Here is a 25,553-nt window from a genome sequence, read left to right as displayed (position 1 = left end):
ATCCTATATTGAGGGCAAGAAATCAGCCACCCGAGGGCCACGCCATGAACCATTTTCCCATCTTCCTGAACACCTCCGGACGCCGGATCGTTCTGTCGGGCGGCGGCGATGCGGCCATGGCCAAGCTGCGCCTGCTGATGAAGACCACGGCCAATCTCACCGTTTTTGCGCCCCACGCGGCCCCCGAAATCAAGGCATGGGCGCGTGACGCCAAGTTGACCCTGATCCCGCGCGCGATGGAACCGGGCGATGCGATGTGCGCCGCCCTCTTTTATGCCGCCGATGAGGATGCGGACGAGGATAAGCGCACCGCCGCCATCGCCCATGCCGACGGCGCATTGGTCAACATCGTGGACAACCTCATCGACAGCCAGTTCATCACACCCGCCATCGTCGACCGTGACCCCGTCACCATCGCCATCGGCACCGAAGGGGCAGCCCCCGTGCTCGCCCGCGCCATCAAGGCCGACCTTGAGGAACGCCTGCCCACGGGGCTAGGCACCCTTGCGGCAATCGGCAAAGCTTTCCGCAAAGCCGCCGACGCCCTGCCCTTTGGCCGCGCACGCCGCGATTTCTGGCGTGACTACTATTTCAACGCCGGCCCCAAGGCGTTTGCAAACGGGGTCGAAGCGGTCCAGCCCGCGCTTGACGATCTGCTCGCTGACCATCTGTTGAAAGACACGCGCAAGGGCCATGTCGCCTTTGTCGGCGCAGGTCCGGGCGATCCCGAACTGCTGACGCTCAAGGCGCGCAAGGCGCTCGATGAGGCTGACGTGGTGATCTATGACCGCCTGATTTCCCCCGAAATCCTCGAACTCGCCCGCCGCGAAGCGACCATGATCGACGTGGGCAAAGAGGCGTTCGGCCCCTCCACCCCGCAGGAAACAATCAACGATCTGATCGTGGCGCACGGGACCAAAGGCGCGCAGGTCGTGCGGTTGAAATCCGGCGATGCCACCGTCTTTGGCCGTCTGGACGAGGAAATCGACGCGGTGACCAAAGCAAGTCTTGACTGGCACATCGTGCCCGGGATCACCTCGGCCTCTGCCGCCGTCGCCTCCATCGGGCAATCGCTGACCAAGCGGGGGCGCAACACCTCCGTCCGCTTCCTGACGGGGCACGATATGAAGGGCTTTGCCGATCACGACTGGCGCGCACTGGCCAATCCCGGTGAAGTAGCCGCCATCTATATGGGCAAGAAATCCGCCCGTTTCATCCAGGGCCGCCTGCTGATGCACGGCATCGCGCCCGACACGCCTGTGACAGTCATCGAAAACGCCTCGCGCGCAGATCAGCGCGTGCTGTCCACCACCGTGGCCGAGATGGAGCCGACGATTGCGCAGGCCCGGATGGACGGCCCCGCCCTCACCTTTATCGGCCTTGCCCCACGTGCCGCGCAGGCCGCCATCCCCCATGTTCCAACCATGCCGCTGACCGCGCAGGAGGCCCGCTGATGCCCAAGATCTTCACTCCCAAAGTCGTGACCGCCAATCACCTGCTTGCAGGCGACGTGATCTATCAGACGGCGACCGGCTGGACCCGCAAACTGGCCGAGGCCGAAGTCTTGCAAGACGAGGCCGATGCAGACCTGCGCCTGATCGAGGCCAGCCAGCAGGTCGATACGGTCGTGGGTGCTTACCTTGCCGACGTGGCGCTGTCGGACGGCGTGCCCATCCCCGCCCATTTCCGCGAAACCTTTCGCGCGACCGGCCCTTCCAACTATGCCCACGGCAAACAAGTGGAGTTGTCCTGATGTACAGCTATTCCGAATTCGACAGCGCCTTTCTGGCCGAACGCAACGCCCAGTTCCGCGCGCAAGTGGAACGCCGCATCTCCGGTGCGCTGACCGAGGATGAATTCAAGCCGCTGCGTCTGATGAACGGGCTTTATCTGCAACTGCACGCCTATATGCTGCGCGTCGCGATCCCCTATGGCACGCTGAATTCCGCCAAGATGCGCAAACTGGCCGAGATCGGGGATCGGTGGGACAAGGGGTATGGCCACTTCACGACCCGTCAGAATATCCAGTACAACTGGCCCGCGCTCAAGGACGTGCCGGACATGCTGGATGCTCTGGCAGAGGTGGGGATGCACGCCATCCAGACCTCCGGCAACACAATCCGCAACGTGACGGCGGACCATTTTGCGGGCGCTGCCGCGGACGAGATCGCAGACCCACGCCCCGTCGCCGAATTACTGCGCCAATGGTCCACCGATCACCCCGAATTCCAGTTCATGCCGCGCAAGTTCAAGATCGCAATCACCGGTTCGCCCAATGACCGGGCAGTAACGAAAGCACACGATATCGGGCTGCGGATGGTCGAACGCGACGGCGCACGCGGGTTCGAAGTTATCGTCGGTGGCGGCCTTGGCCGCACACCCATGATCGGCAAGGTTATCAATGACTTCCTGCCCGAAGCTGATCTGCTGCCCTATCTCGAAGCCATCGTCTCGGTCTGGAACCAGATCGGGCGGCGCGACAACAAGTACAAGGCGCGCATCAAGATCACCGTGCACGAACATGGCATCGACGAAATCCGCCGCCTGGTCGAGGATCGTTTCGTGCAGACGCGCGCGACCTTCTCGGGCGTGGACCAGCAGATGCTGCGCGAGATCGAAGGACATTTTGCACCCCCGACATTCAAGACCGCGTCCGAGGCGACCTTCAAGGATGCCTATCACAGCGATCCCCTATTCCGGTCCTGGGCCGACACGAACCTGACTGCGCACAAGGCGGACGGGTACAAGATCGTGTCCATCTCATTGAAAAAACACGGCGAAACCCCCGGCGACGCCACGGGCGACCAGATGCGGCTGATGGCGGATCTGGCCGAACAATACGGCCATGACGAATTGCGCATCAGCCACGAACAGAACGTGATCCTGCCCCATGTGCATGTCTCGGACCTGCCCGCGCTTCACGCTGCGTTGAAAAACGCCGAACTCGCCACCGCCAATATCGGGCTGATCAGCGACATCATCGCCTGCCCCGGCATGGACTATTGCGCGCTGGCCACAGCCCGCTCGATCCCGATCGCACAAGACATCGCCACCCGCTTTGACGATCTCAAGCGCGAACACGATATCGGGCAACTCAAGATCAAGATTTCGGGCTGCATCAACGCCTGCGGGCACCATCATGTGGGGCATATCGGCATCCTCGGCCTTGATCGCGCAGGCGTCGAAAACTACCAGATCACGCTTGGCGGGGATCACACCGAAACGGCGGCCGTGGGTGACCGGGTCGGGCCCGGCTTTTCGGCGGATGACATCGTGCCCGCAGTCGAGCGGATCGTGGATACATATCTCGACCTGCGCACCAGCCAGGACGAGGCGTTCCTTGACACCTACAAACGCACCGGCATGGCCCCTTTCAAGACCGCGCTCTACCCCGAAACGAAGGTGGCCGCGGAATAGATCCCATGCTTCATCTTGCCCGAAAAACTCTCCCCGAAGGGCCGGCCAGCCCCGATGCGGACGTGATGGTCAGTGCGCTGAATGCGCAACTGAGCCATCACGGCGCAACGGATGTGCTGCGCGCAGCGTTTCAGGCGGTACCGGATATTGCGCTGGTGTCCAGTTTCGGGGCGGAATCTGTGGTCCTGCTGCACCTCACGGCCATGATCAAACGGGACGTGCCGGTGATCTTCATCGACACAGAGATGTTGTTTGCCGAAACGCTGACTTATCAGATGGACGTGGCCGAGCGGCTGCGGCTGAGCAACCTGCGCATCATTCGGGCCGATAACATCACCCCCGAGGACCCGGATGGCACCCTGCATCAGCGCGACACGGATGCGTGCTGTGCCTTGCGCAAGACACGCCCCCTGCAAAAGGCGTTGAAAGCCCACACAGGCTGGATCACCGGGCGCAAGCGGTATCAATCCGACCGCCGCGCGGCCCTCGAATTTTTCGAAGTCGAAGCGGGCAGCAACCGGATCAAGGTCAATCCGCTGGCGCGGTGGGCACCCGAGGATGTGGCCGACTACATGGCCGAAAACCGCCTGCCCCGGCATCCGCTGGTGGCCCAAGGCTACCCTTCCATCGGCTGTGCGCCCTGCACATCCCCCGTCGCGGACGGGGAAGCGGCGCGCGCAGGCCGGTGGCGCGATCAGAACAAGGACGAATGCGGCATCCATTTTGTGAACGGCAGGATGGTGCGAACAGGAGAGCAAACATGACCATTCTCGTGACCGACCAGGGCTTTGGCCCCGACACATGGGATCGCGGCTATACCCCGCTCGGCGAGGCAGCCAATGACGCGGTGGCGCTTGATGTGCCATCGGATGCCGATCCTGACACCATACCGCTGAGCGCGGATATCATCCGCGTGGATTTCCCCAGCTTTGCGGACGGGCGCGGTTTTACCATCGCACGCACGCTGCGCCTGCGCGGCTATCAGGGCCGTTTGCGCGCCCAAGGTCACGTGATCGCCGATCAATATGCCATGGCGCGCCGGTCCGGCTTTGACGAGGTCGAGATCAGTCAGGCGCTGGCCGCCCGCCAGCCCGAGGATCAGTGGCAGGCCCGCGCTGACTGGCAGGCCCATGACTATCAGGCCCGTCTGCGCGGCACGTCAAACCACTGACCCCATCCCGGTAGACCAGGACCAAAATCAAGGCGGCGCGCGGCGTTTCGCCCTCTGGCCGCTTCAAATAACCCTTTCTAAAACAAGAGGTGCAGGTGTAATCCTGCGTTGACATATCCATGACCGAGCAAAGCCCCGTGAACCAGACCACCGCCGTCAAGGCCACCCCCGCCCTGCCCGATGCCCAGACCGTGACGTCCGTGCAGCATTGGACCGATCGCCTGTTTTCGTTCCGCGTGACCCGGCCTGCGTCCTTGCGCTTCCGGTCAGGCGAGTTCGTGATGATCGGCCTGATGGGTGAACCGCACCCTGAAACCGGCAAGCAGAAACCGCTGCTGCGCGCCTATTCCATCGCCTCGCCCGCATGGGATGACGAGTTGGAGTTCTATTCGATCAAGGTGCAGGACGGCCCGCTGACATCACGGCTGCAACACATCCAGCCGGGTGATCAGATCATCCTGCGCCCCAAGCCTGTCGGTACCCTGGTGCATGACGCGCTGCTGCCCGGCAAACGGTTGTGGTTCTTTGCGACAGGCACAGGCTTTGCGCCTTTCGCCTCGCTGCTGCGCGAACCTGAAACCTACGAGAAGTTCGACGAGGTCATTGTCACCCACACCTGCCGTGACGTGGCCGAGCTCGAATACGGACGCAAGCTGATCGCCGATTTGCAGGCCGACGAGATGATGCAGGAATTGATCGGGGCCGAGAACCTCGCCAAGATCCGCTATTATCCGACCACCACCCGCGAAGAGAGCCCCAAGATGGGCCGCATCACTACGCTGCTTGAGGATGGTGCGGTGTTCAGGGACCTCGGGATTGAGGGCATCAACGTAGACACGGATCGCGCCATGATCTGCGGATCCCTGGGGCTGAACACAGACCTCAAGCGCATCCTTGAAGGGTTCGGGCTGGAAGAAGGCGCGAACTCCGACCCCAAACACTTTGTTGTGGAAAAGGCGTTTGTGGGCTGACACACGGCCCTGACGGCAAGACATGAAAAAACCGCGCCCCGAGTGATCAGGGCGCGGTTTCTTGTTTCAGTCGGCCCGAAGGGAGCCGGATCAGAGACCCATAGCCGTCTTCAGTTGATCCAACAGACCTTTGAGCACTTCGGGATTGTCACGTGCCTTGTCGATCCCGGCCTTGAGAGTCGTTTTCTGCACAACGCTCAATTGCTCCGAGTTGTCGATCATGGCGGCGACTTTATCAAAGTCGAAACCATCCACGCTCAGCAGATCCGCAATACCGCTTGTCTCTGCGGCCGTTTCGGTGCCCTCGGTCGCTGTGTCCGTTGCGGTGTCCACAGCCTCTTCGGTCACTGTTTCAGTCGTCGCTTCTGTCGCTTCGGTCGCTGTGTCAGCGGCCGCCTCGGCTGCGTCAGCCGTGGCATCCGCTGCCTCAGTTGCCGTCTCGGTTGTAGCCTCGGCCGCCTCGGTTGCTGTGTCAGCCGCAGTATCGGTCGCTTGTGCAACTGTATCTGTTGCAGCCTCTGTGGCCTCGGCAGCGGTCTCGCCCGCCGCATCTGCGGTCGCTTCGGCAGCGTCGGTTGTTGCATCAACAGCCTCGGCAGCTGTGTCGGCAGCAGCGTCACCTGCATCCGCAACGGCATCAGCCGTCTCTTCTGCGGTGCCGGTCACGGCATCCGCCACATCGCTTGCCGCATCGGACGCGGCATCAACAGCATCCTCACCGGTTTCGACCAGCGATTGCGCCGTGTCTGTCGCGGCATCCACCGCCTCGCCCACGGTGTCGCTGACGGCATCCGCTGCTGCATCCGCCGCATCCGTCACCGTATCCACAGCAGCGTCCGCAGCCTCGCTCACATCACCCGCCACATCTTGGGTCACATCAACCGCAGCATCCGCCGCTTCGTCCACATTCTCCAAAGCTTCGGGGGCATTCACCGCCTCTGCCGCCTCGTTCACCACCTCGGTCGGGGTTTGGCCGGAATAAAGCAGATATGCCCCACCCGCGATCACCGCCGCTATCACAATCCAAATCAGATTTTTCATCACCCAGTCCTCTTATTGTCCTACGCCAAACGCGCGTCACGCGGACGTGCTGACATTGCGGTGTCAAATGCGCGTCACAAAGGAAAGGTTCAAGGGGGAAAATCGCCAATTTGGGCGCAGTCCAGCCGATTCTTAGGGTTGAAGGTGCCCCGCCCAACGGCTACGTTTTGGCCTGACTTTTCGGAAATGATCAAAGGACGACCACCATCGCTCGCAGACCCCACAACGCGCCGCCCCAACGAGACACCGGCCCGCGCGTCAACGACAAGATCCGCGCCACCGAAATCCGCCTGATTGGCGCTGATGGAGAAAACGTAGGAGTTGTAAGCCCAGATCGCGCCATGGACCTCGCCGAAGAGGCCGGTCTTGATCTGGTAGAAATTTCGCCCAATGCCAGCCCCCCGGTCTGCAAGATCATGGATTTTGGCAAGTTCAAGTACGAGACCCAAAAGCGCGAGGCCGAAGCCCGCAAAAAGCAAAAGATCATTGAGATCAAAGAGGTCAAGTTCCGCCCCAACACCGACACCAACGACTATGACGTCAAGATGCGCAACGTGTTCAAGTTCCTTGAAAACGGCGACAAGGTGAAGGTGACATTGCGGTTCCGGGGCCGCGAGATGGCCCACCAGAACCTCGGCCGTGAATTGCTCGAACGGGTTGCCGAAGACACCAAGGACCATGGCCGCATCGAAAACTTCCCGAAGATGGAAGGCCGCCAGATGGTCATGCTGATCGGCCCCATGCCCGCCAAGGGCTAGGCGCGACCTGATAACATGTCAGAGACCAGGGGCGTCGCATCATGCGGCGCCCTTTTTCATCCCCCACGCACGCACCGCAGGAGCCCACATGCCCGATTTCGCCCATTATCCCAGCCTGTCCGGCACGCCCGTTCTCGTCACCGGCGGGGCCTCTGGTATCGGTCGGCTCACCGTCGAAGCCTTTGCCGCCCAGGGTGCACGCGTAGCCTTTCTGGACCGGGATGCGGACGCCTCGGCCGCCGTCAGCGCCGCCACAGGTGCCCGGCACGCCCTGTGCGACTTGCGCGACATTGATGCAACCCGTACCGCCATTGCGACGCTGGCCGATCAGGTCGCCCCTTTCCTCGTGCTGGTCAACAACGCCGCCCGCGATGATCGCCACGCCTGGCAGGATGTGACGCCCGACTATTGGGACGAACGGATGCAGACAAACTTGCGCCACATGTTCTTTGCCATTCAGGCCGTCGCACCGGGCATGATTGCGGCAGAGCGCGGCTCAATCATCAACCTCGGCTCGAACTCATGGTGGGAGGCGGGCGGCGGATTTCCGGCCTACACCACCGCCAAGGCCGCCGTGCACGGGCTGACCCGCACCATGGCCCGCGATCTGGGCGATCACCGCATTCGGGTCAACACCGTGGTGCCCGGCTGGATTATGACCGACAGACAAAAGGAACTCTGGGCCACGCCCGAAGGGCTTGAGGCGCACCGCGCGCGCCAATGCCTGCCGGACCTGATCGACCCGGTCTATGTGGCGCGGATGGTGCTGTTTCTGGCCTCGGATGATGCGGCCATGTGCACGGCCAACAATTTCATGGTCGAAGCCGGGTCGATCTAGATCCTGGCTGCAATCGCCACGATCTCGATCAGGGTTGTGCCGCCGTCACCGATATCAGCGCCCATGCACGCCCGTTGCGGCCAGTTGTCCGGCGCGCCGATCCAGTCTGTCCACACCGCATCCATCTCGGATTTTTGCCTCATGTCCTGCAAATAGATCGTCACCTGCAACAGCCCGGACTTTGCGCTGCCCGCCTCCGCCAGACGGGCCTCCAGAAAATTCAAGGCATTGGCAGTCTGCGCTGTGATCCCCGGGGCGGCGTCCGGGTCATAGGCCACAGCATAGACCAGCCCACCATGGGCCACAGTCAGGCTGCGCCCGCGCACAGGGGCTGGCCACCGTTGGATCGCATGATCTGCGGGCATAAGCATCCTTTCGAATGGAAAAAGGCCCGAGGCAATGCCCGGGCCCTGATCATGGTGGGACGGGGACCTGCGATCAGGCCGCAGCCGTCACCGCCCTTTTCGTGATCACATTGCACAAATGGGCGCGATAGGCACCGGTGCCATGCAGATCACTGATCATGTCATCGCCGCTCAGGCTCAAGCCATCCAGCGCCTCGGGTGCGAAATTGGCGGTCAGAGCGGCCTCGGCCTCGGCCCACCGAAACACACCGTCATTGGATGCACCCGTAATCGCCACACGCACCCCGTCGCTATATTTGGCGACAAAGACACCCACCAAGGCAAAGCGCGAGGCAGGCTGGACAAACTTCTGATAGTTGGCTTTTTCAGGCACGGGGAAGCGGACCTCGGTCACGATTTCGCCGTCCTCCAGCGCGGTGGTGAACATGCCCTGAAAATAGTCATCCGCCGCAATCTCGCGACTGTTGGTGACAATGGTGGCCCCGGACGCCAGTGCAGCCGCCGGATAGCAGGCAGAGGGATCATTATTGGCCAGCGATCCGCCAATAGTGCCACGATTGCGCACCGCAGGATCGCCAATATGGGCCGCCGTTTCAGCCAGGGCCGGATAATCGCCAGCTTCGGCCGCCACAGTGGCGTGGTTTGTGGCCCCACCAATGCAGATCGACCCATCATCCCCCTTGCACACACCCTGCATCTCGGCGATGCCCTTGAGGCTGACCAAAGTGGTCGGGCTGGCAAGGCGCTGTTTCAGGGTCGGGATCAGGGTCTGCCCACCACCAAGTGCCTGCGCATCCTCTGGCGCCAATGCGGCCACCGCATCCGCCACGGTTTCGGGCTTCTCGAATTCGAAGTTGTACATCTCTCAGTCCTTCCTCATGGCGCGATGATCCATCTTCATCTTGCCAAATAAACTCCGGGGTCTGGGGCAGCGCCCCAGTCCCGCACTCTCAATCCTATTGCATTGCGGCCCAGACACGATCCGGGGACAGGGGCATGTCGATATGGGTGACATCCTTGCCAGCCGATTGCAGCGCATCGACCACCGCATTCACGACCGATGGAGGCGAGCCGATCGCGCCCGCTTCGCCGCACCCCTTGACCCCAAGCGGGTTGTGGGTACACGGCGTCTGACAGGAATGATCGACGTCAAACATCGGCAGATCATCAGCCCGTGGCATCGCGTAATCCATGTAGGACGCGCTCAGCAGCTGCCCATTCTCATCATAGGAACAGTTTTCAAGCAGCGCCTGCCCGATCCCCTGCGCCAGCCCCCCATGAACCTGCCCGGTCACAATCATCGGGTTCACGATATTGCCAAAGTCATCGGCCGCAGCAAAGCGTTCGATGGTGACCTTGCCCGTTTCGGGATCTACTTCAACTTCACAGGCATAAGCCCCTGAAGGATAAGTGAAATTGGACGGATCGTAAAACGCCGTTTCTTCCAGACCCGGCTCGATATCCTCAAGCGGATAGTTGTGCGGCACATATGCGGCCAGGGTCACATCCCCCCAGGCCACGGATTTGTCCGTGCCCGCAACCGAGAAGGCACCATCCTTCAACTCGATATCCCCCTCAGAGGCTTCAAGCAGGTGGCTGGCGATCTTCTTGGCCTTGTTGATGATCTTTTCGGTGGCGCGCACCATGGCCGAGCCCCCCACCGCGAGCGAGCGCGACCCGTAGGTGCCCATGCCCATCGGCACTTTGGAGGTGTCGCCATGCACGATCTCGACCATGTTTTCGTCGATGCCGATCATCTCGGCGACCACCTGGGCAAAGGAGGTCTCGTGCCCCTGCCCGTGGCTGTGGCTGCCGGTCATCACAACCAGCCCGCCCGTAGCATTCACACGCACGGTGGCACTTTCATACAAGCCCGCACGCGCACCCAACTGGCCCACGAGGTTCGAGGGCGCGATCCCGCAGGCCTCAATATAGCAGTTCACACCCAGACCTCGCAGCTTGCCGTTCTTCTCGCTTTCAGCACGGCGCGCGGCAAAGCCATCGCGGTCGATCATCGACTCCAACTTGTCCATGGTCGCATGATAGTCGCCGGTGTCATATTCGACGGCCACAGGGGTCGCATAGGGGAACTCGGTGATAAAGTTCTGACGGCGCAGCGCGACCGGGTCGACACCCAATTCACGCGCCGCCTTGTCCACGACCCGCTCAAGCTGGAACGTCGCCTCGGGACGACCGGCACCCCGATAGGCATCCACAGGCACCGTATTGGTGAACACGGCCTTGACGTTCACATAGATTAGCGGGGTCTTGTAGTTCCCAGCCATCAGCGTGCCATGCAGCCACGTGGGTACCGAAGGCGCAAAAGTCGACAGATATGCACCCATATTGGCATAGGTTTCCGTGCGCAGCGCGGTGAAGTTGTTGTCGCCGTCCAGCGCCAGTTCGATCTTGGTCACGTGGTCGCGGCCATGGGCGTCCGACACGAACGCTTCGGAACGCGACGAGGTCCATTTGACAGGCCGATTGCAGGCCTTGGCGGCAAATGTGCAAAACGCCTCTTCCTGATAGTGGAAGATCTTGGTCCCAAAACCACCACCCACATCCGGGGCGACGACGCGCAGCTTGTGCTCGGGAATGCCAAGGACGAAGGCCCCCATCAACAGACGGATCACATGCGGGTTCTGCGACGTGGTATAAAGCGTGTGCTCATCCGTGCCGCGGGCATATTCACCCACCGCCACGCGCGGCTCCATCGGGTTGGCGACGAGACGATTGTTGACCAGCTCAAGGGTGGTGACATGGGCCGCCGCCTCAAAGGCCGCATCCGTCGCCGCCTTGTTTTCCTCGACAAACCCCCAGTCATAGCAAAGGTTGTTGTTCAGATCGTCATGGACCTTGGCGGCACCGTCCTTCAGCGCCTCTTTCATATCGACAACGGCGGGCAGTTCGGAAATATCCAGTTCGATCGCCTCGGCCGCATCACGGGCCTGTTCCAGCGTCTCGGCGACCACGGCGGCGATGGGTTCACCCACATGGCGCACCTTGCCATGGGCCAGCACCGGGTGACGGGGTTCCTGCATGACTTCACCGTGCTTGTCGGTCACCTGCCAGCCGCAGGGAATCGAGCCGACAGCCTCAAAATCCGCGCCGGTAAAGATCTGGACCACACCGGGCATGCCGGCAGCCGCTGACGTATCCACGCTGTTGATCGTCCCGTGCGCCATGTCCGAGCGCAGAAAGAACACATACGCCTGTCCGTGAATGTTGATGTCATCCGTGTAGTTGCCGACCCCTGTCAGAAACCGCACATCCTCGCGCCGCTTGCTGCTGGCACCAATTCCACCATCTTTTGGCATGATATTCCTCCCTGAATGTCACACGGGCGATGCCCGCCTTTACCTCGTCCCCTGCTTCATCTTGCCAGATAAACTCCGGGGGTCCCGGGGGCTGGCCCCCGGCGGTCTACGTCATAGAATTCACTCAGCCGCGATGGCCCCGACGTCCTGACCGGACGCGGCCATGATCGCCTTGACGATGTTATGGTAGCCCGTACAGCGGCAGATATTGCCTTCCAGATAGGCACGCACCTCGGCTTCGGACGGCTTGGGGTTGCCTTTCAACAAGGCCGCCGTGCTCATTACCATGCCCGGCGTGCAAAACCCGCATTGTAACCCGTGATGGTCCTGAAACGCCTGCTGGATCACGTTCAGCGACCCATCCGGATTGGCCTGTCCTTCAATGGTTGCCACATCCGCACCATCCGCCTCGGCGGCCAGCATGGTGCAGGATTTCACCGCCACCCCGTCCACATGCACGACGCAGGCCCCGCATTGCGACGTGTCACATCCCACATGGGTGCCGGTCAATTTCAGCTGGTCGCGCAGGAATGACGACAACAGCGTGCGCCCTTCCACGTCGCCAGACGCAGCCTTTCCGTTCACGGTCATGTTGACCTGTGTCATAGCATCCTCCCCTTTTTCTCTATTCGGTTTGGATGAGAGTTAAGCATGGTGTCTTGCAGTTGAGAACCTAAAACTTTGCAAGCCTTCCCAATTCGCAGGATTGTGCGGGCGCTCAGGCAGCGCGCGGGCGCTGCGCGCATTGCGGAAGGGACTTCAAGAACTGCGCGGGCGGGGCCGGGTCGGAATTTCCTTGAGCAAACCGCCAACCCCCATGGCCGAAATGTCGTCCTGCCCAAGCGCGATACCGCAAATCAGCCGTTCCAGCACCCAATCCGCCCCGTTGAGCGCAGGCGAGCGGGCACAGCCCGGCAGGCCGATGACGGGGCGCGACTTGATCTGTCCAAAAAACAGCAGGTTGCCCGGATCGACCGGCAGTCCAAAGGCGGTCACCTGCCCGCCCGCCATGCGCAGGGCCTCGGGGGCCACATCGCGCGTGTCTGACGTGGCCGAGGCGGTCAGCACAAAGACCACCTGCCCCGGTGCCTGCGCAATCGCGCGCGCCAGGGCGTCGGTCTCGTGGGGCACCACATGCCGATCACTCAACGTCAGTCCAAGGCGATCCAGACGGCCCGTCAGCGCATCACGTCCCTTGGTGTTTGGGGGGTCGGCCCCGACCTGTGTTTCGATCAACGTGGCCGTCTGAAATTGCGAAGGAGCCACGGAAATCGCACCGGGCGCGGCACCGCACGCGGCAATCAGAGCCGCCTCGGGCACCGCATAGGAGATGATCTTGATCGTGGCAACCATCGTGCCCGCCTCGACCCGGTGCCATGGCGGGACGGTCGCGATGGTGATCATCGGATCAACGGCATTGACGCGGTCCACAGCCTCGACCTCCAGACGGACAACCCCCGGCACAGTGGCATAAAGGTTCACGCGCCCCGCGCCTGCCGCACTGATGCGCAACCCCACGCCCTCAGGTGTTGGCGCAAAGGCGGCACCCAGACGCGCGGCGGCGGCGTTTTCCTCGACATCACCCGATTGCACCTGCGCCACGACAATCTGATCGTGCCCGGCCTCGGCCAAGGTGCGCAGGTGATCCGGGGTCAGCGTCGTTCCCTTCGGAATGCGCCCGCCCGGCACCGGCATGGAATGGGCCAGGATCGCGCCCGCTGCCGCAGCCGTCTGCACGGGGCCAAAAATCATTTGGTCATCCGCAGCGTTTCAACCATCTGGGCCAGGATCGACACTGCGATCTCGGACGGGCTGGCGGCCCCGATGTTCAAGCCCACAGGCCCCTTGATGCGCGCGATCTGACCGGGCGCGAACCCGGCCTCCTCCAGCCGCTCGACCCGCTTGGCATGGGTGCGCCGCGACCCAAGTGCGCCGATATAGAACGCGCCCGAATTCAGCGCGAGATGCAGCGCCGGATCGTCAAGCTTGGGGTCGTGGGTCAGCAGGACAAGGGCGGTGCGGGTATCAAGGCCAACCTCAGCCAGCGCCTCGTCCGGCCAGTCATTGATGACCCTTTCGCCCGGAAAGCGGGTGGCAGAACCAAAGGCCTCGCGCGGGTCGATCACCACCGGATCATAGCCCGCCACCCGCGCCATCGCCACAAGGGCCTGGGCGATATGGACCGCCCCGACCACGGCCAGACGCAAGGGCGGGTTGTGAATGGCCACAAAGGTGCGCCCGTCCTCGTCCACCCCCGTGCGGTCCGCGGCAAAGCGGCTGTCATGTCCTGACGTGTCAAGGCGGCGTGCCCACGTATCAAGGTCGACCACATAGGCGACCGGGGTGCGCGCGGCGCGGTGCGCCACCAGATCCTGCAACATCTGCTTGGGCATCGCCGCCCCGACAGGTTCAACCAGCACCTTGATGGTACCACCACAGGCCAGACCCACCGCAAAGGCATCCCCGTCACTGACCCCGTATTCCAGCACGCGGGGCGCGCCATCCTCCAGCGCCTCCATCGCCTCGACAACCACAGCCCCCTCAACGCAGCCGCCCGAGACGGACCCCATCATATCCCCGGTTGCAGACACCACCATCTGCGCCCCTGCACGACGCGGGGCACTGCCCCATGTTTCGATCACGGTGGCGATGGCGGCCCCCTGCCCTGCGTTCACCCATGCGAGGGCCTGTTCCGGTGCGGTTTCAACGGATGTCATAGTGCGTCATGTCCTGTGAGGCGCTGCGCGCGCGCAGCGCGGATCTGGTCAGGTAGAATCGTAGTCCGCCGCCCCCGCCGGACACAAGCCCATCCTGCGCACAGGCCTGTTGCACGCGCAAATGCTTGCGCCTTTGCCCCTGCCGCCCTAAATCTGCACCAAGCAGTTCCCGGAGAGACACCCCATGCCGATGCAAGCCCAAGAGATCGAAGAGCTGATCCGCGAGAGTTTTCCGCAAGCCAAGATCACGATCACCGATCTGGCGGGGGACGGGAATCACTATTCCGCCGAGGTGGTGGATGCGTCCTTTGCCAGTATGAACCGGGTACAACAGCACCGGGCCGTGACCAAGGCGCTCAAGGGCAAGATGGATGGCAGCCATGGCGAATTGCACGCACTCGCGCTGACGACCAAGGCCCCGTGACCACGTGGGTCGATCTCTTGATGCGTCCCTTTCGGCGCATGCCGCGCCAATCCCTGGCGGCGCGCCGTCCGGGACGGGCCGAGATGGACCAAATTCGCGACGTTCCCCTTGGGATGGAAGCAATGGATATGGACCTGATCGACCGGGTCACCCGCCAGAACGACGCGCTTGAGCGGGTGAACATGGTACGCAGCCGCGACGGTGAAATGGTGGGCCGCAGCAGCACATATGTGGCCCCGATGCCCGAAGATGAAACCTATGCCGCGCGCTATCACCGCGCCTACAACAAGAAAGAAGACTGACATGAGCGACACCAACGCCCGCATCACAGACACCATCAACGCCAACGACGTGGTGCTGTTTATGAAAGGCACCAAAACCATGCCCCAATGCGGCTTTTCCAGCCGGGTGGCGGGCGTGCTGAATTACATGGGCATCGACTTTGCCGATGTGAACGTGCTGGCGGATGAAGAGATCCGCTCGGGCATCAAGGAATTTTCCGACTGGCCCACCATTCCGCAACTCTATGTCAAAGGCGAGTTTGTGGGTGGCTGCGATATCATCACCGAAATGACCCTGTCGGGCGAGTTGGACACGTTGTTCGAGGAAAATGGCGTGACCTATGACAAGGACGCCGCCAACAAGATCCGCGAAGCAAACGGCTGATCCGGGCGGGCGCACGACACGTGCGCCTTACCTTGAAACAGCGAAAGGCGGGCCCTTTCCGGGGTCCGCCTTTCCTTTGGATCAGCCTGTGGGTCGTGTCAGGCGGATGCTGTCTTCTCTTCGACCTCTGCGGCCAGTGCCTCGGCGCGTGCGGCCAGTTCGGCCAGCGTTTCCGTGACAGAGGTCGGGATCACCGGCACCTCGATCCGCTCGGGCTCTGGTGCGCCCATGGTGCGCAGCCCCTCCAACTCGGCCTCGCGTTCGGCCAGCGTCGCCTCAACCTCGGAAATCCGATCCTCGACGCTTGCGGTCTTGTCGGCCAGCATGAGACCCGCCATCAGCAACATCCGCGCTTCGGGCATCCGCCCTGCCTGATCGGCCAGCACCTGCGCCTCATCATCCAGCATCTTGGCGGCAGAGTGCAGGTAGTTTTCCTCACCCTCCTGACAGGCCACCGCAAATTGGCGGCCCCCGATGGAAATGGTCACTTCGGGCATCAGGCGTCCTCCTCTTTGGCGTCCAGCAAGGGCGCAAGCGCCCCGATGATGCTTGAGGCTTCGGCCACATCTGCGGCGCGCGCCGCGCGCAGAGCTTCCAGTTCGGCCATCATCGCCTTGTTGATCAGATGCGGCTCACCCACGCCTTCCTCATTGGCCAGACGCAGGGCCGCGTTGGATTGGCGCAACTGATCGTTGGCCTTGCGCAGCCGCTGCAATTCCAGATCCAGCGTCGCGACACGCTCTTGCGCGGCAGCCGTTGCATTTGCGGCCTCTTGCGCGGCGCTGTCCTGCTTTTCGGACAGTTTGCGCACCCGCTCATTCAGTTGCGCATTGGCCAGCCGTTCATCTTCCAAAGCAGCCTCAAGCGCGCCCGTGTCCCCCGAACCCGCGCCGCCAAGCGCGCCCATCTGGGTCGCGATCCGGTCTATTGCGGCCGTTAGCCGTTGTTGCAGTGCATCAATCTCGCTCATCTCGACGCCCGTCCCCTCGTCTCTTACCCCGTGCCTTTGGCACAATTCGTCAAATTCTCGTCCAAGTCTTTTCGGCGCGCACCTGTGCGAATCGCTGCGTGATGCGGTTGAACGATAGTCTAGCCAATGCATTTGCGAAATGCGCCCCCTTTGCGATCAGGGACTTGCAAGGCGGCGTTGAAGTGCGCATTGCGCACCCGCCCCACCCAGGCCCCACATGGCCCCAGGCGCGACATCGCCTTGATCTTTGGGCCTTGGCTGATATGCAGCCTCAACTCTTCTTGCCCAAAGGATCTGACCCCGTGGACCTGACCGCCCTTCGCACCGCCCATCCTGACCACTGGTCCAAAGCGACCGCCATTCGCGCCCTCACACTGGACGCCGTGGCCGCTGCCAATTCCGGCCACTCGGGCATGCCCATGGGCATGGCGGATGTCGCCACGGTCCTGTTCGAAAAGCACCTGAAATTTGACGCCTCCGCGCCCAACTGGCCCGACCGCGATCGCTTCATCCTGTCGGCGGGCCATGGGTCGATGCTGCTTTATTCCCTGCTGCACCTGACCGGGTACGAGGACATGACCATCCAGCAGCTGCGCGATTTTCGCCAGTGGGGAGCCATCACCGCAGGCCATCCCGAATACGGCCACGCAAGCGGCATCGAGACCACCACAGGCCCGCTTGGTCAGGGCATCGCCAATTCGGTCGGCTTCGCCATGGCCGAAGAAATCCTGCGCGCCCGCTTTGGCAAGAAGGTCGTGGATCACCACACCTATGTCATCGCCGGTGACGGCTGCCTGATGGAGGGCGTGAGCCAGGAGGCCATCACCCTTGCGGGGCGCCACAAGCTGTCCAAACTCATCGTGTTCTGGGACAACAACAACATCACCATCGACGGCCCTGTCACCCTGTCGGACACCACCGACCAGCCCCAACGCTTCAAATCCGCCGGGTGGGCCGTGATCGAGGTTGACGGGCACGACCCGGACGCCATTGATGCGGCCATCACCAAGGCCAAGGGCCAGAACAAACCCACGATGATCGCCTGCAAGACCCATATCGCACTTGGGCACGCCGCGCAGGACACGTCCAAAGGCCATGGTGCGCTGACAGATGCCGACCAGATGGCCGCTGCCAAGTCCGCCTATGGCTGGACGACCGGCCCTTTCGATGTGCCCGCAGACGTAAAATCCGCATGGGAAGAGATCGGCAAGCGCGGTGCGAGCGTCCGCGCGGAATGGGAAGACCGCTTTGCCGGGATTTCGGCCAACAAGCAGGCGCTGTTCAACCGCACCCTTGCCCGCGAAGTGCCCAAGAAACTGTCGGCCACGATCAAGGCGTTCAAAAAGCAGATGTCCGAAGCAGCGCCCAAACTCGCCACCCGCGCCGCGTCCGAGAAAACGCTGGAAGTCATCAATCCGGTCATGCCCGAAACCGTGGGCGGCTCAGCCGACCTCACAGGGTCGAACAACACCAAGACCGGCGACATGGGCGTGTTCGACATTGATAACCGCTCGGGGCGCTACATCTACTGGGGCATCCGCGAACATGGCATGGCGTCGGCGATGAACGGCATGGCGCTGCACGGCGGCATCCGTCCCTATGGCGGCACGTTCATGTGCTTCACCGACTATGCACGCCCCGCGATGCGGCTGGCCGCGTTGATGAAGATCCCCACGGTGTTCGTGATGACGCATGATTCCATCGGTCTTGGCGAAGACGGGCCGACCCACCAGCCCGTCGAACACCTCGCCATCAGCCGCGCCACGCCCAACACGCATGTGTTCCGCCCTGCGGACGCAGTCGAAACGGCCGAGGCGTGGGAACTGGCACTATCGGCAACCGAAACCCCATCGGTCCTGTCACTGACCCGCCAAGGGTTGCCCACAGTGCGCACAGAACACAAGCTCAAGAACATGAGCGCGCAAGGGGCCTATGTGCTGGCCGAGGCCGAGGCCAAGCGTCAAGTGATCCTGATCGCAACCGGCTCTGAGGTGTCTATCGCACTGGCGGCCCGCGCCACGCTGGAAGAGGCCGGGATCGGCACCCGCGTCGTATCAATGCCGTGCATGGAGCTGTTCGCCGAGCAGGACGAAGCCTACCGCCGCCGCATCCTGCCTGCGGGCGCGGTGCGCATCGGGATCGAGGCCGCCGTGCGCCAGGGCTGGGACCGCTGGCTGGTGGGCGAGCGGGGCAAGTGGAACAAGGCGGATTTCGTCGGGATGGACGGTTTCGGGGCATCAGCGCCTGCGAACGTGCTGTTCGAAAAGTTCGGGATCACGGCCGAGGCTGTGGTCGAGAAGGCCAAGGCACTGCTGTAGCAGGGTTTTTGGTTTTTTGGATATGGGGGCTCCGGCGGATATGTCGGGGCCTTTTTTCATGTGTGAGGGCCTGCTTTGAGGCCGAATTGCCTGCTGATGCTGTGCGGTACACAAATGGCGGTTGTGCGGAAACGTCTTTTGTTTCGGGAGGGTAAACAATTTCAGGCTCTGGAAATGACATTTTCCGCATGCAGGCATGATCTGGCGCGCGGGGTATATCGCGGCGGGGACCACCGCCAAAAACTGTGATCCCTCAGATGGCGACAATGAATATCATCGGCGATATCAAGAAGACCTGAAACAGGAGAGATATCATGTCTGACGCAAAAGTAGCTTTGATCACCGCGGGCGGGTCCGGCATGGGCGCGGACAGTGCACGGGCCTTGGCCGCGGACGGCTTCAAGGTCGGCATCCTGTCGTCTTCCGGCAAAGGCGAAGCCTTGGCAAGGGAATTGGGCGGCGTCGGTATCACGGGAACGAACAAGTCCGGGGACGATCTGCAAAAACTGGTCGATGCAGCCATGGGCCATTGGGGCCGCGTTGACGTGCTGGTCAATTCCGCAGGCCACGGCCCACGCGCGCCCGTGCTGGAACTGACGGACGAGGACTGGCACGAAGGCATGGAGGTTTACTTCCTCAACGCCGTGCGTCCGTCCCGCCTTGTGACCCCGATCATGCAAAAACAAGGCGGTGGGGCGATCATCAACATCTCGACCTTCGCCGCGTTCGAGCCCAACCCGGTCTTTCCGACCTCTGGTGTGATGCGTGCGGGCCTTGCCGCCTTTACCAAGCTTTTCGCCGATAAATACGCCGCTGAAAACATTCGTATGAACAATGTATTGCCCGGTTTCATCGACAGCCTGCCCGAAAAGGAAGAGTTCCGTGCGATGGTCCCCATGGGGCGCTATGGGAACTCTTTGAACGAGATCGCCAGCGTGGTCGCATTCCTGGCCTCAGACGGTGGCGCCTACATCACAGGTCAGAATATTCGTGTGGATGGTGGCATCACGCGGTCCGTCTAGGGGCCACGGCCATTCGACACATGTAAACCAATCGGGATGACACCATGACCGCCTCACTTTTCTCACCGCTGCGCATCAATGGCGTGACGTTCAAGAACCGCATCGGGATGTCGCCGATGTGTCAATACAGCTCGACCGATGGCATCGCGGCTGACTGGCACATGGTGCATCTGGGGGCGCGGGCCGCAGGTGGCGTTGGGCTCATCATGGCCGAATGTACCGCCGTATCCTCCAAGGGGCGTATTTCGCAAGGCTGTGCCGGGCTTTGGAATGATGCGCAGGTCGAGGCGCTGAAACCCATCGTCGCGTTCCAGCGTCAGTTTGGCGCTGTAACCGGAACGCAGATTTCGCATTCGGGACGCAAGGGCAGTGCTGCGACGGCGCTGGAGGGTGGCAGCCATCTTGACATGGATGATCCCGACGGCTGGCAAAATGTCGGACCTACATCCGACGCCTTTGATCCCGATGGCGCGCGTCTGTGGAAAGCACCCGAGGCGTTGACCGTTGCCGAAATCCTCGACATCCAGGATCAGTTTGTCCACTCTGCCAAGCTGGCACTGGAGGTCGGATATGACCTTCTGGAAGTGCACTGCGCACACGGGTATTTGCTCCATTCCTTCCTGACGCCTTTGGTCAATACCCGAGACGACGAATATGGCGGTGATCTGCGTGGGCGCGCGCGGTTCCTGCTGGAAACAGTTGAAAAGGTCCGCGCAGTTTGGCCAACACAGAAAGTGCTGTCGGTGCGGCTGTCGGTGCACGATTTCGCCCAAGGCGGATTGGCGCTGGAGGACACGGCACAGGTCGGTTTGTGGCTAAGGGATCGTGGTGTGGATATTCTTGATTGTTCGGGGGGTGGCGCAGTCCCGGAGGCACGCGGCGCAATTGGCAACAGAACCGCTGAGCAGCCGGACATGGCAGGCATCATCCGGGACGCCACAGGCCTTGCGGTCATGGCGGTGGGCGGCATCACCGATGCAGCGCAAGCAGACGCATTGATCAGGTCCTCCAAAGCCGACATCGTCCTGTTGGGGCGCGAAATGATGCGCGATCCGCATTGGACGTTTCGGGCTGCAACAGAATTGGGCGTCGACACACGCCACGTTCTGGCCGAGCAATACGGGTTCTTTGTCGGCGCTTCTTGAATGGAAATGCCGCACCGTTGACGCGACCGTCACAACAAACGCGGCGCATTCGCACGTTGCGCCACCATGCGCTGGTTCAAAAAACGGGCCCGTAGGCCCCTTACCCAAACCGCTTGCGCATCGCCTCGTTCACCAGCGGTGTCACGAATTTGCTCACGTCACCGCCAAGGCGCGCGATTTCCTTGACCAGCTTTGACGCAATCGCCTGATGTTCGGCCTCGGCCATCAGGAACACCGTCTCGATACTATCATTCAGCTGCCGGTTCATGCCAACCATTTGAAATTCATATTCAAAATCCGCCACAGCGCGGAGGCCGCGAAAGATGATCTGCGCACCAACATCGCTGGCGCAATCAATCAGCAGGTTCTCGAACGGGTGAGCGATGATCTCGGTACCGGTCTGTTCGCTCAGCTTGGCGCATTCGGCCTCGATCATCGCGACCCGGTCCTCCAGCGAAAACAGCGGGCCTTTGTCGCGGTTGATGGCAACGCCGATAACAAGGCGGTCCACCATCGGACTGGCGCGGCGGATAATGTCGATATGGCCCAATGTGATCGGGTCGAATGTGCCAGGATACAGGCCGATGCGCATGGGACGCCTCCGTCAGTCTTGATCAGCGCACTGCACCATTAACGCTGGCGGAACGCAAGTCGGCTCAGTGGCCCATGATCATACCCTGAAGGGCGTCTTTTTCCATCGCCAACTCGGTCAGCCGCGCTTTGACCACATCGCCTAGGGTGATGAGGCCGACAAGCTGGCCTTCCTCGACCACCGGCATGTGGCGGAACCGACCTTCGGTCATTTGCTGCAATACGTCATCGGCGCTGTCATTGCGCTGGCAGGTGATCAGTTTCGACGTCATAAACTTTTCAACCGGATCGTTCAGGATCGCCCCGCCCCGCTTGGCCAGCACCCGCACGACGTCCCGCTCCGACAGGATGCCTTGGGCGTTGTGCCCGTCCGAGGACACAACGACCGTCCCGATCTTGCGCTCGGCCAGGATTTGCACCGCCTCAGAGACCTTGGTGGCGGGTTTGACGGTGACAACTGCATCGTCGGATTTCGACTTGAGAATCTGGTGGACGAGCATGTGAGGGTCCTTCAACTTGGCGTGATCATTGCCAGCGTCGTGTCCCGACCCGGTCTGTGTCAAGCCTGTCGTGGCCACGGTGCGGTCTGTTGCCGATCCGGGCCTGCCTCACCCGGCACAGCCCTGATATGGAAAAGCAACTTTAGAAATCACGCGCAACCATCTGTAATAAAATCATTTAGACACGCTCGATTGCTGCCTTTTCCAACCGCGCCACCTCTGTGCGCAACCCATGTGTCAGCAGCGTCGCAAAACGGCTCAATCGCCCCTGCCCCTGATCCGCGGCGTGCCGGATCAGGAAAAAGCTGCGTGTGATCGAAAATGCATCCAGCAGAATGCGCCGCACATCCGGAGCCGCATCAAGCGCAAAATCATGCACGACCCCGACCCCGCCACCCTGGCGCAGCAGGTTCAACTGCACCGAGACCGAATTGGAGGTCAGCGCCACACGCGGCAGGCCCGCATCCGCAAGATAGTCCAGCTCGCGGTCAAAGATCATGTCGGGGATGTAGCCGATGATCCGGTGGTCTTGCAGATCACGCAAGGTTCGGATCGGCGGCGCGCTGTCAAGATACTGCGCACCTGCCGCAAAGTGCAGCTTGTAATCCGTGATCCGCTGCACGGTCAGCCGCCCCGCCGTGGGCGCGCTGACTGCAATGGCAAGGTCCGCCTCGCGGCGCGAGAGGTTGAACACACGTGGCAGGGCCACAATCTGAATGTCCAGATCCGGGTGGCGCGCGCTGAGATCAGCACACACCTGCGGCAACAGAAAATTCGCGCAGCCATCCGGGGCACCGATACGGATTTGGCCGCTCAACGCCGCAGAGCGCGCATTCCCCGCTGCCCCGTCATGTCCCGCCACATCATCCGTCGCCGCCCGCACCGCCACCTCGGCGGCCTGGGCACGGATCATCAACCGCTCTCCCATATCGGTGAGCGCATAGCCCTGCGGTGATTTCACGAACAAGACCGTGTTCAAATCCCGCTCAAGCCGGGCCACGCGTCGCCCAAGCGTCGCGGCGTCCAAGCGCACGGCCTTGCTGGCCCCCGACAGGGTTTCGGCACGGGCCACCGCCAGAAACAGGCGCAGATCGTCCCACCGGGTTTGCAAAGTCAGCCCCTTCCGTTTGCAAAGTCAGATTTCGGTTTGCAAAGGTGACCGGATCACTTTGCAAACCTTTTCGCTTTCTCCATTCTGCAAAAATGCAAAACGGTTTTGCTCAGTTGCCTCTTTTACCCCGCATTTTGCAAGACTATCATAAACTTCAACACGGATCGCACAGATATCCGTCCTTACAGCCCACACGCGCATCCGCGCACCGCAGGAGACATCATGCAGGAACTCACTCACTATATCGGCGGCGCGCACGTCAAAGGCACATCAGGTCGGTTCGCAGACGTAATGAACCCGGCCACAGGCGAGGTGCAGGCCAAGGTCCCACTCGCGTCCGTTGACGAAGTGGCGCACGCGGTTGAGGTTGCGGCCAAGGCACAGGTCGCCTGGGCCGCCGTCAATCCACAACGCCGGGCGCGGGTGATGATGAAGTTCGTCGATCTGCTCAACCGCGACATGGACAAGCTGTCCGAGGCGCTCAGCCGTGAACATGGCAAGACACTGCCCGATGCGGCAGGTGACGTGCAGCGCGGGCTTGAGGTTGTGGAATACTGCATCGGCGCGCCCCACCTGCTGAAAGGCGAATATACTGACAGCGCCGGCCCCGGTATCGACATGTATTCGATGCGTCAGGCGCTTGGCGTCACGGCTGGCATCACGCCATTCAACTTCCCGGCCATGATCCCGATGTGGATGTTTGCGCCCGCAATTGCCTGCGGCAACGCCTTTATCCTGAAACCGTCCGAGCGCGACCCGTCCGTGCCGCTGATGCTGGCCGAACTGATGGAAGAGGCCGGGCTGCCAAAGGGCATCCTGCAAGTCGTGAACGGCGACAAGGAGGCGGTGGATGCGATCCTGCATCACGACGTGATCCAGTCGATCGGTTTTGTCGGCTCGACCCCGATTGCGGAATATATCTATGCCACGGGCTGCGCGAACGGCAAACGCGTGCAGTGCTTTGGCGGGGCCAAGAACCACATGATCATCATGCCCGACGCGGACATGGATCAGGCCGCCGACGCCCTTGTGGGCGCAGGTTACGGTGCCGCGGGCGAGCGGTGCATGGCGATTTCGGTGGCCGTGCCCGTGGGCGACGAGACTGCGGACCGCTTGATCGAAAAACTGGTGCCGCGCATCGAAAAACTGAAGGTCGGCCCCTACACCTCTGGCAATGACGTGGATTACGGTCCCGTCGTGACAGCCGCCGCCAAGGCCAACATCGAACGGCTTGTGCAATCGGGCGTCGATCAAGGGGCCAAACTGGTGGTTGATGGGCGCGATTTCAGCCTGCAAGGCTATGAAGATGGGTATTTCGTCGGCCCACACCTGTTTGATAACGTGACCAAGGACATGGATGTATACACGCAAGAGATCTTTGGCCCCGTCCTGTCGACCGTGCGCGCCCAAAGCTACGAAGAGGCGCTTGGCCTGGCGATGGACCACGAATATGGCAATGGCACCGCGATCTTTACCCGTGACGGAGATGCGGCGCGTGACTTTGCCAACCGGATCAACATCGGTATGGTGGGCATCAACGTGCCAATCCCGGTGCCGTTGGCCTACCACACCTTCGGGGGCTGGAAGAAATCCGTATTTGGGGACTTGAACCAGCACGGCCCCGACGCTTTCAAGTTCTACACCCGCACCAAAACCGTCACCGCGCGCTGGCCTTCGGGCATCAAAGAAGGTGGCGAATTTTCGATCCCTGTCATGGAGTAATATGCCCGTATCCTTCCGCATATTGCCGGAACGCGGCCTTGTCGTGGTCCGGTATGCAGGCTTTGCAACCATCGATGAAACGGTGGCGGCGTCGCACGCCTATGTGGGGGATCGTCATTATGCGGCCGGGCAAAAGCAGCTGGTCGACATGACGCATATCACCGGCTTTGAAAAGGACTATGTGCGGTTCATGGAATTGCAGGCGACCAAGGCCGAACGGCTGGCCGGGGCGGGTGTGCAATCGCTGGTCGTCTATGTCGCCCCCACCCCGGTCAGCAAAGAGATCAGCGCGATGTTCATGCGATCCTGGGCAGATGTGGACGCTGTTGTGCCGCTTGTGCAGGACAGCGAGGCAAACGCGCTCGCCCTGCTTGGTCAATCCGAAAGCACCATCGCATCCCTTTTTACCTGCGCCAGTGGCTCTGCCTTGCAATAGTCTGGCAAAGATCGAAACCTAACATGCGTTCAATTGGAAATGTCACCAACCCG

The 25,553-nt window shown here is 61.7% G+C and carries 29 protein-coding genes; 16 read left to right on the top strand and 13 right to left on the bottom strand.

All coding sequences use genetic code 11. The features are described 5' to 3' along the window. Window positions 1-44: 44 nt before the first annotated feature. From cysG to Q0859_RS08600, 6 genes are all read left to right on the top strand, one after another. Window positions 45-1,454: a siroheme synthase CysG gene (gene cysG, locus Q0859_RS08625; protein WP_299149795.1), complete on the top strand. Its 1,410-nt coding sequence runs from the start codon at window positions 45-47 to the stop codon at window positions 1,452-1,454. After that, on the top strand, window positions 1,454-1,753 hold the full coding sequence (locus tag Q0859_RS08620) for a DUF2849 domain-containing protein (RefSeq protein ID WP_299149793.1): 300 nt from the start codon (window positions 1,454-1,456) through the stop codon (window positions 1,751-1,753). The genes cysG and Q0859_RS08620 overlap by 1 nt, the downstream gene beginning before the upstream one ends. Further along, window positions 1,753-3,417: a nitrite/sulfite reductase gene (locus tag Q0859_RS08615; protein ID WP_299149791.1), complete on the top strand. Its 1,665-nt coding sequence runs from the start codon at window positions 1,753-1,755 to the stop codon at window positions 3,415-3,417. Before Q0859_RS08620 ends, Q0859_RS08615 begins: the two co-directional genes overlap by 1 nt. Window positions 3,418-3,482: 65 nt before the next feature. Further along, window positions 3,483-4,181: a phosphoadenylyl-sulfate reductase gene (locus tag Q0859_RS08610; protein WP_299150207.1), complete on the top strand. Its 699-nt coding sequence runs from the start codon at window positions 3,483-3,485 to the stop codon at window positions 4,179-4,181. Further along, a complete protein-coding gene (locus Q0859_RS08605; RefSeq protein WP_299149788.1) occupies window positions 4,178-4,588 on the top strand; it encodes a DUF934 domain-containing protein in 411 nt (136 codons plus the stop codon). The genes Q0859_RS08610 and Q0859_RS08605 overlap by 4 nt, the downstream gene beginning before the upstream one ends. A 119-nt stretch (window positions 4,589-4,707) precedes the next feature. Further along, window positions 4,708-5,559: a ferredoxin--NADP reductase gene (locus tag Q0859_RS08600; RefSeq protein WP_299149785.1), complete on the top strand. Its 852-nt coding sequence runs from the start codon at window positions 4,708-4,710 to the stop codon at window positions 5,557-5,559. Between the two features lie 90 nt (window positions 5,560-5,649). Here Q0859_RS08600 and Q0859_RS08595 read toward each other — a convergent pair whose 3' ends face one another. Further along, window positions 5,650-6,600 carry a hypothetical protein gene (locus Q0859_RS08595; RefSeq protein ID WP_299149783.1) on the bottom strand — a complete coding sequence of 317 codons (951 nt, stop codon included), beginning with the start codon at window positions 6,598-6,600 and terminating at the stop codon, window positions 5,650-5,652. A gap of 206 nt (window positions 6,601-6,806) precedes the next feature. Here Q0859_RS08595 and infC point away from each other — a divergent pair, with 206 nt between their 5' ends. After that, window positions 6,807-7,358, top strand: a complete 552-nt coding sequence (gene infC, locus Q0859_RS08590) for a translation initiation factor IF-3 (RefSeq protein WP_299150205.1) — start codon at window positions 6,807-6,809, stop codon at window positions 7,356-7,358. 88 nt (window positions 7,359-7,446) lie between these two features. After that, entirely contained in the window at window positions 7,447-8,196 is a 750-nt protein-coding gene (locus tag Q0859_RS08585; protein ID WP_299149781.1) for an SDR family oxidoreductase, read from the top strand. Here Q0859_RS08585 and Q0859_RS08580 read toward each other — a convergent pair. From Q0859_RS08580 to Q0859_RS08555, 6 genes are all read right to left on the bottom strand, one after another. After that, the gene (locus Q0859_RS08580) at window positions 8,193-8,561 is read right to left on the bottom strand and encodes a Rid family hydrolase (protein WP_299149779.1); all 369 of its coding nucleotides are present in this window, start codon (window positions 8,559-8,561) and stop codon (window positions 8,193-8,195) included. The two genes, Q0859_RS08585 and Q0859_RS08580, sit on opposite strands and share 4 nt — an antisense overlap. Window positions 8,562-8,634: 73 nt before the next feature. Next, window positions 8,635-9,423 carry a xanthine dehydrogenase family protein subunit M gene (locus Q0859_RS08575; RefSeq protein ID WP_299149776.1) on the bottom strand — a complete coding sequence of 263 codons (789 nt, stop codon included), beginning with the start codon at window positions 9,421-9,423 and terminating at the stop codon, window positions 8,635-8,637. Between the two features lie 94 nt (window positions 9,424-9,517). Further along, window positions 9,518-11,878, bottom strand: coding sequence for a xanthine dehydrogenase family protein molybdopterin-binding subunit (locus tag Q0859_RS08570; RefSeq protein WP_299149774.1), 2,361 nt, complete (start codon window positions 11,876-11,878; stop codon window positions 9,518-9,520). 120 nt (window positions 11,879-11,998) lie between these two features. After that, window positions 11,999-12,484: a (2Fe-2S)-binding protein gene (locus Q0859_RS08565; protein WP_299149773.1), complete on the bottom strand. Its 486-nt coding sequence runs from the start codon at window positions 12,482-12,484 to the stop codon at window positions 11,999-12,001. A 153-nt stretch (window positions 12,485-12,637) separates the two neighbouring features. Next, window positions 12,638-13,630: a molybdopterin-binding protein gene (locus Q0859_RS08560; RefSeq protein WP_299149771.1), complete on the bottom strand. Its 993-nt coding sequence runs from the start codon at window positions 13,628-13,630 to the stop codon at window positions 12,638-12,640. Further along, window positions 13,627-14,595: an XdhC family protein gene (locus Q0859_RS08555; RefSeq protein ID WP_299149769.1), complete on the bottom strand. Its 969-nt coding sequence runs from the start codon at window positions 14,593-14,595 to the stop codon at window positions 13,627-13,629. Before Q0859_RS08555 ends, Q0859_RS08560 begins: the two co-directional genes overlap by 4 nt. A gap of 184 nt (window positions 14,596-14,779) precedes the next feature. Between Q0859_RS08555 and Q0859_RS08550 the strand changes: the two genes are divergently transcribed. From Q0859_RS08550 to grxD, 3 genes are read left to right on the top strand one after another with little or no spacing between them, the layout of a single operon-like run. After that, window positions 14,780-15,019, top strand: coding sequence for a BolA/IbaG family iron-sulfur metabolism protein (locus Q0859_RS08550; RefSeq protein ID WP_299149767.1), 240 nt, complete (start codon window positions 14,780-14,782; stop codon window positions 15,017-15,019). Continuing rightward, window positions 15,016-15,321, top strand: coding sequence for a hypothetical protein (locus Q0859_RS08545; protein ID WP_299149765.1), 306 nt, complete (start codon window positions 15,016-15,018; stop codon window positions 15,319-15,321). The genes Q0859_RS08550 and Q0859_RS08545 overlap by 4 nt, the downstream gene beginning before the upstream one ends. Before the next feature lies 1 nt (window position 15,322). After that, window positions 15,323-15,685: a Grx4 family monothiol glutaredoxin gene (gene grxD, locus Q0859_RS08540; protein ID WP_299149763.1), complete on the top strand. Its 363-nt coding sequence runs from the start codon at window positions 15,323-15,325 to the stop codon at window positions 15,683-15,685. A 98-nt stretch (window positions 15,686-15,783) separates the two neighbouring features. Here grxD and Q0859_RS08535 read toward each other — a convergent pair whose 3' ends face one another. Both Q0859_RS08535 and Q0859_RS08530 read right to left on the bottom strand, forming a co-directional pair. Further along, window positions 15,784-16,182 (bottom strand): cell division protein ZapA, encoded by a 399-nt coding sequence (locus tag Q0859_RS08535; protein ID WP_299149761.1) that lies wholly within the window; start codon window positions 16,180-16,182, stop codon window positions 15,784-15,786. Continuing rightward, complete coding sequence (locus Q0859_RS08530) at window positions 16,182-16,655, bottom strand: hypothetical protein (protein ID WP_299149759.1); 474 nt, start codon at window positions 16,653-16,655, stop codon at window positions 16,182-16,184. Before Q0859_RS08530 ends, Q0859_RS08535 begins: the two co-directional genes overlap by 1 nt. A gap of 302 nt (window positions 16,656-16,957) precedes the next feature. Between Q0859_RS08530 and tkt the strand changes: the two genes are divergently transcribed. From tkt to Q0859_RS08515, 3 genes are all read left to right on the top strand, one after another. Then, window positions 16,958-18,973 (top strand): transketolase, encoded by a 2,016-nt coding sequence (gene tkt, locus Q0859_RS08525; protein ID WP_299149757.1) that lies wholly within the window; start codon window positions 16,958-16,960, stop codon window positions 18,971-18,973. A gap of 314 nt (window positions 18,974-19,287) precedes the next feature. Beyond that, the gene (locus tag Q0859_RS08520) at window positions 19,288-19,995 is read left to right on the top strand and encodes an SDR family oxidoreductase (RefSeq protein ID WP_299149755.1); all 708 of its coding nucleotides are present in this window, start codon (window positions 19,288-19,290) and stop codon (window positions 19,993-19,995) included. A gap of 44 nt (window positions 19,996-20,039) precedes the next feature. Beyond that, complete coding sequence (locus tag Q0859_RS08515; RefSeq protein WP_299149753.1) at window positions 20,040-21,140, top strand: NADH:flavin oxidoreductase/NADH oxidase; 1,101 nt, start codon at window positions 20,040-20,042, stop codon at window positions 21,138-21,140. A 100-nt stretch (window positions 21,141-21,240) separates the two neighbouring features. Here the strand turns inward: Q0859_RS08515 and coaD are convergent, their stop codons facing one another. The 4 genes from coaD to Q0859_RS08495 all read right to left on the bottom strand — a co-directional run bounded on the left by coaD (window position 21,241) and on the right by Q0859_RS08495 (window position 23,582). Beyond that, entirely contained in the window at window positions 21,241-21,732 is a 492-nt protein-coding gene (gene coaD, locus Q0859_RS08510; protein ID WP_299149751.1) for a pantetheine-phosphate adenylyltransferase, read from the bottom strand. A 64-nt stretch (window positions 21,733-21,796) separates the two neighbouring features. Continuing rightward, window positions 21,797-22,231 (bottom strand): CBS domain-containing protein, encoded by a 435-nt coding sequence (locus tag Q0859_RS08505; RefSeq protein ID WP_299149749.1) that lies wholly within the window; start codon window positions 22,229-22,231, stop codon window positions 21,797-21,799. Window positions 22,232-22,409: 178 nt separating this feature from the next. Beyond that, entirely contained in the window at window positions 22,410-23,342 is a 933-nt protein-coding gene (locus tag Q0859_RS08500) for a LysR family transcriptional regulator (RefSeq protein WP_299149747.1), read from the bottom strand. Window positions 23,343-23,366: 24 nt separating this feature from the next. Beyond that, a complete protein-coding gene (locus Q0859_RS08495) occupies window positions 23,367-23,582 on the bottom strand; it encodes a hypothetical protein (RefSeq protein WP_299149745.1) in 216 nt (71 codons plus the stop codon). On the opposite strand from Q0859_RS08495, the gene Q0859_RS08490 reads away from it, so the two are divergent. After that, a complete protein-coding gene (locus Q0859_RS08490; RefSeq protein WP_299149742.1) occupies window positions 23,565-25,064 on the top strand; it encodes a CoA-acylating methylmalonate-semialdehyde dehydrogenase in 1,500 nt (499 codons plus the stop codon). The genes Q0859_RS08495 and Q0859_RS08490 overlap by 18 nt on opposite strands. A 1-nt stretch (window position 25,065) precedes the next feature. Beyond that, on the top strand, window positions 25,066-25,500 hold the full coding sequence (locus Q0859_RS08485) for a hypothetical protein (RefSeq protein WP_299149739.1): 435 nt from the start codon (window positions 25,066-25,068) through the stop codon (window positions 25,498-25,500). Window positions 25,501-25,553 lie beyond the last annotated feature (53 nt).

This window comes from uncultured Tateyamaria sp., from assembly GCF_947497045.1.
Lineage (GTDB): Bacteria > Pseudomonadota > Alphaproteobacteria > Rhodobacterales > Rhodobacteraceae > Tateyamaria.
Note: the sequence above shows the minus strand (reverse complement) of the source record. Positions and strands in the feature narration are given on the sequence as shown.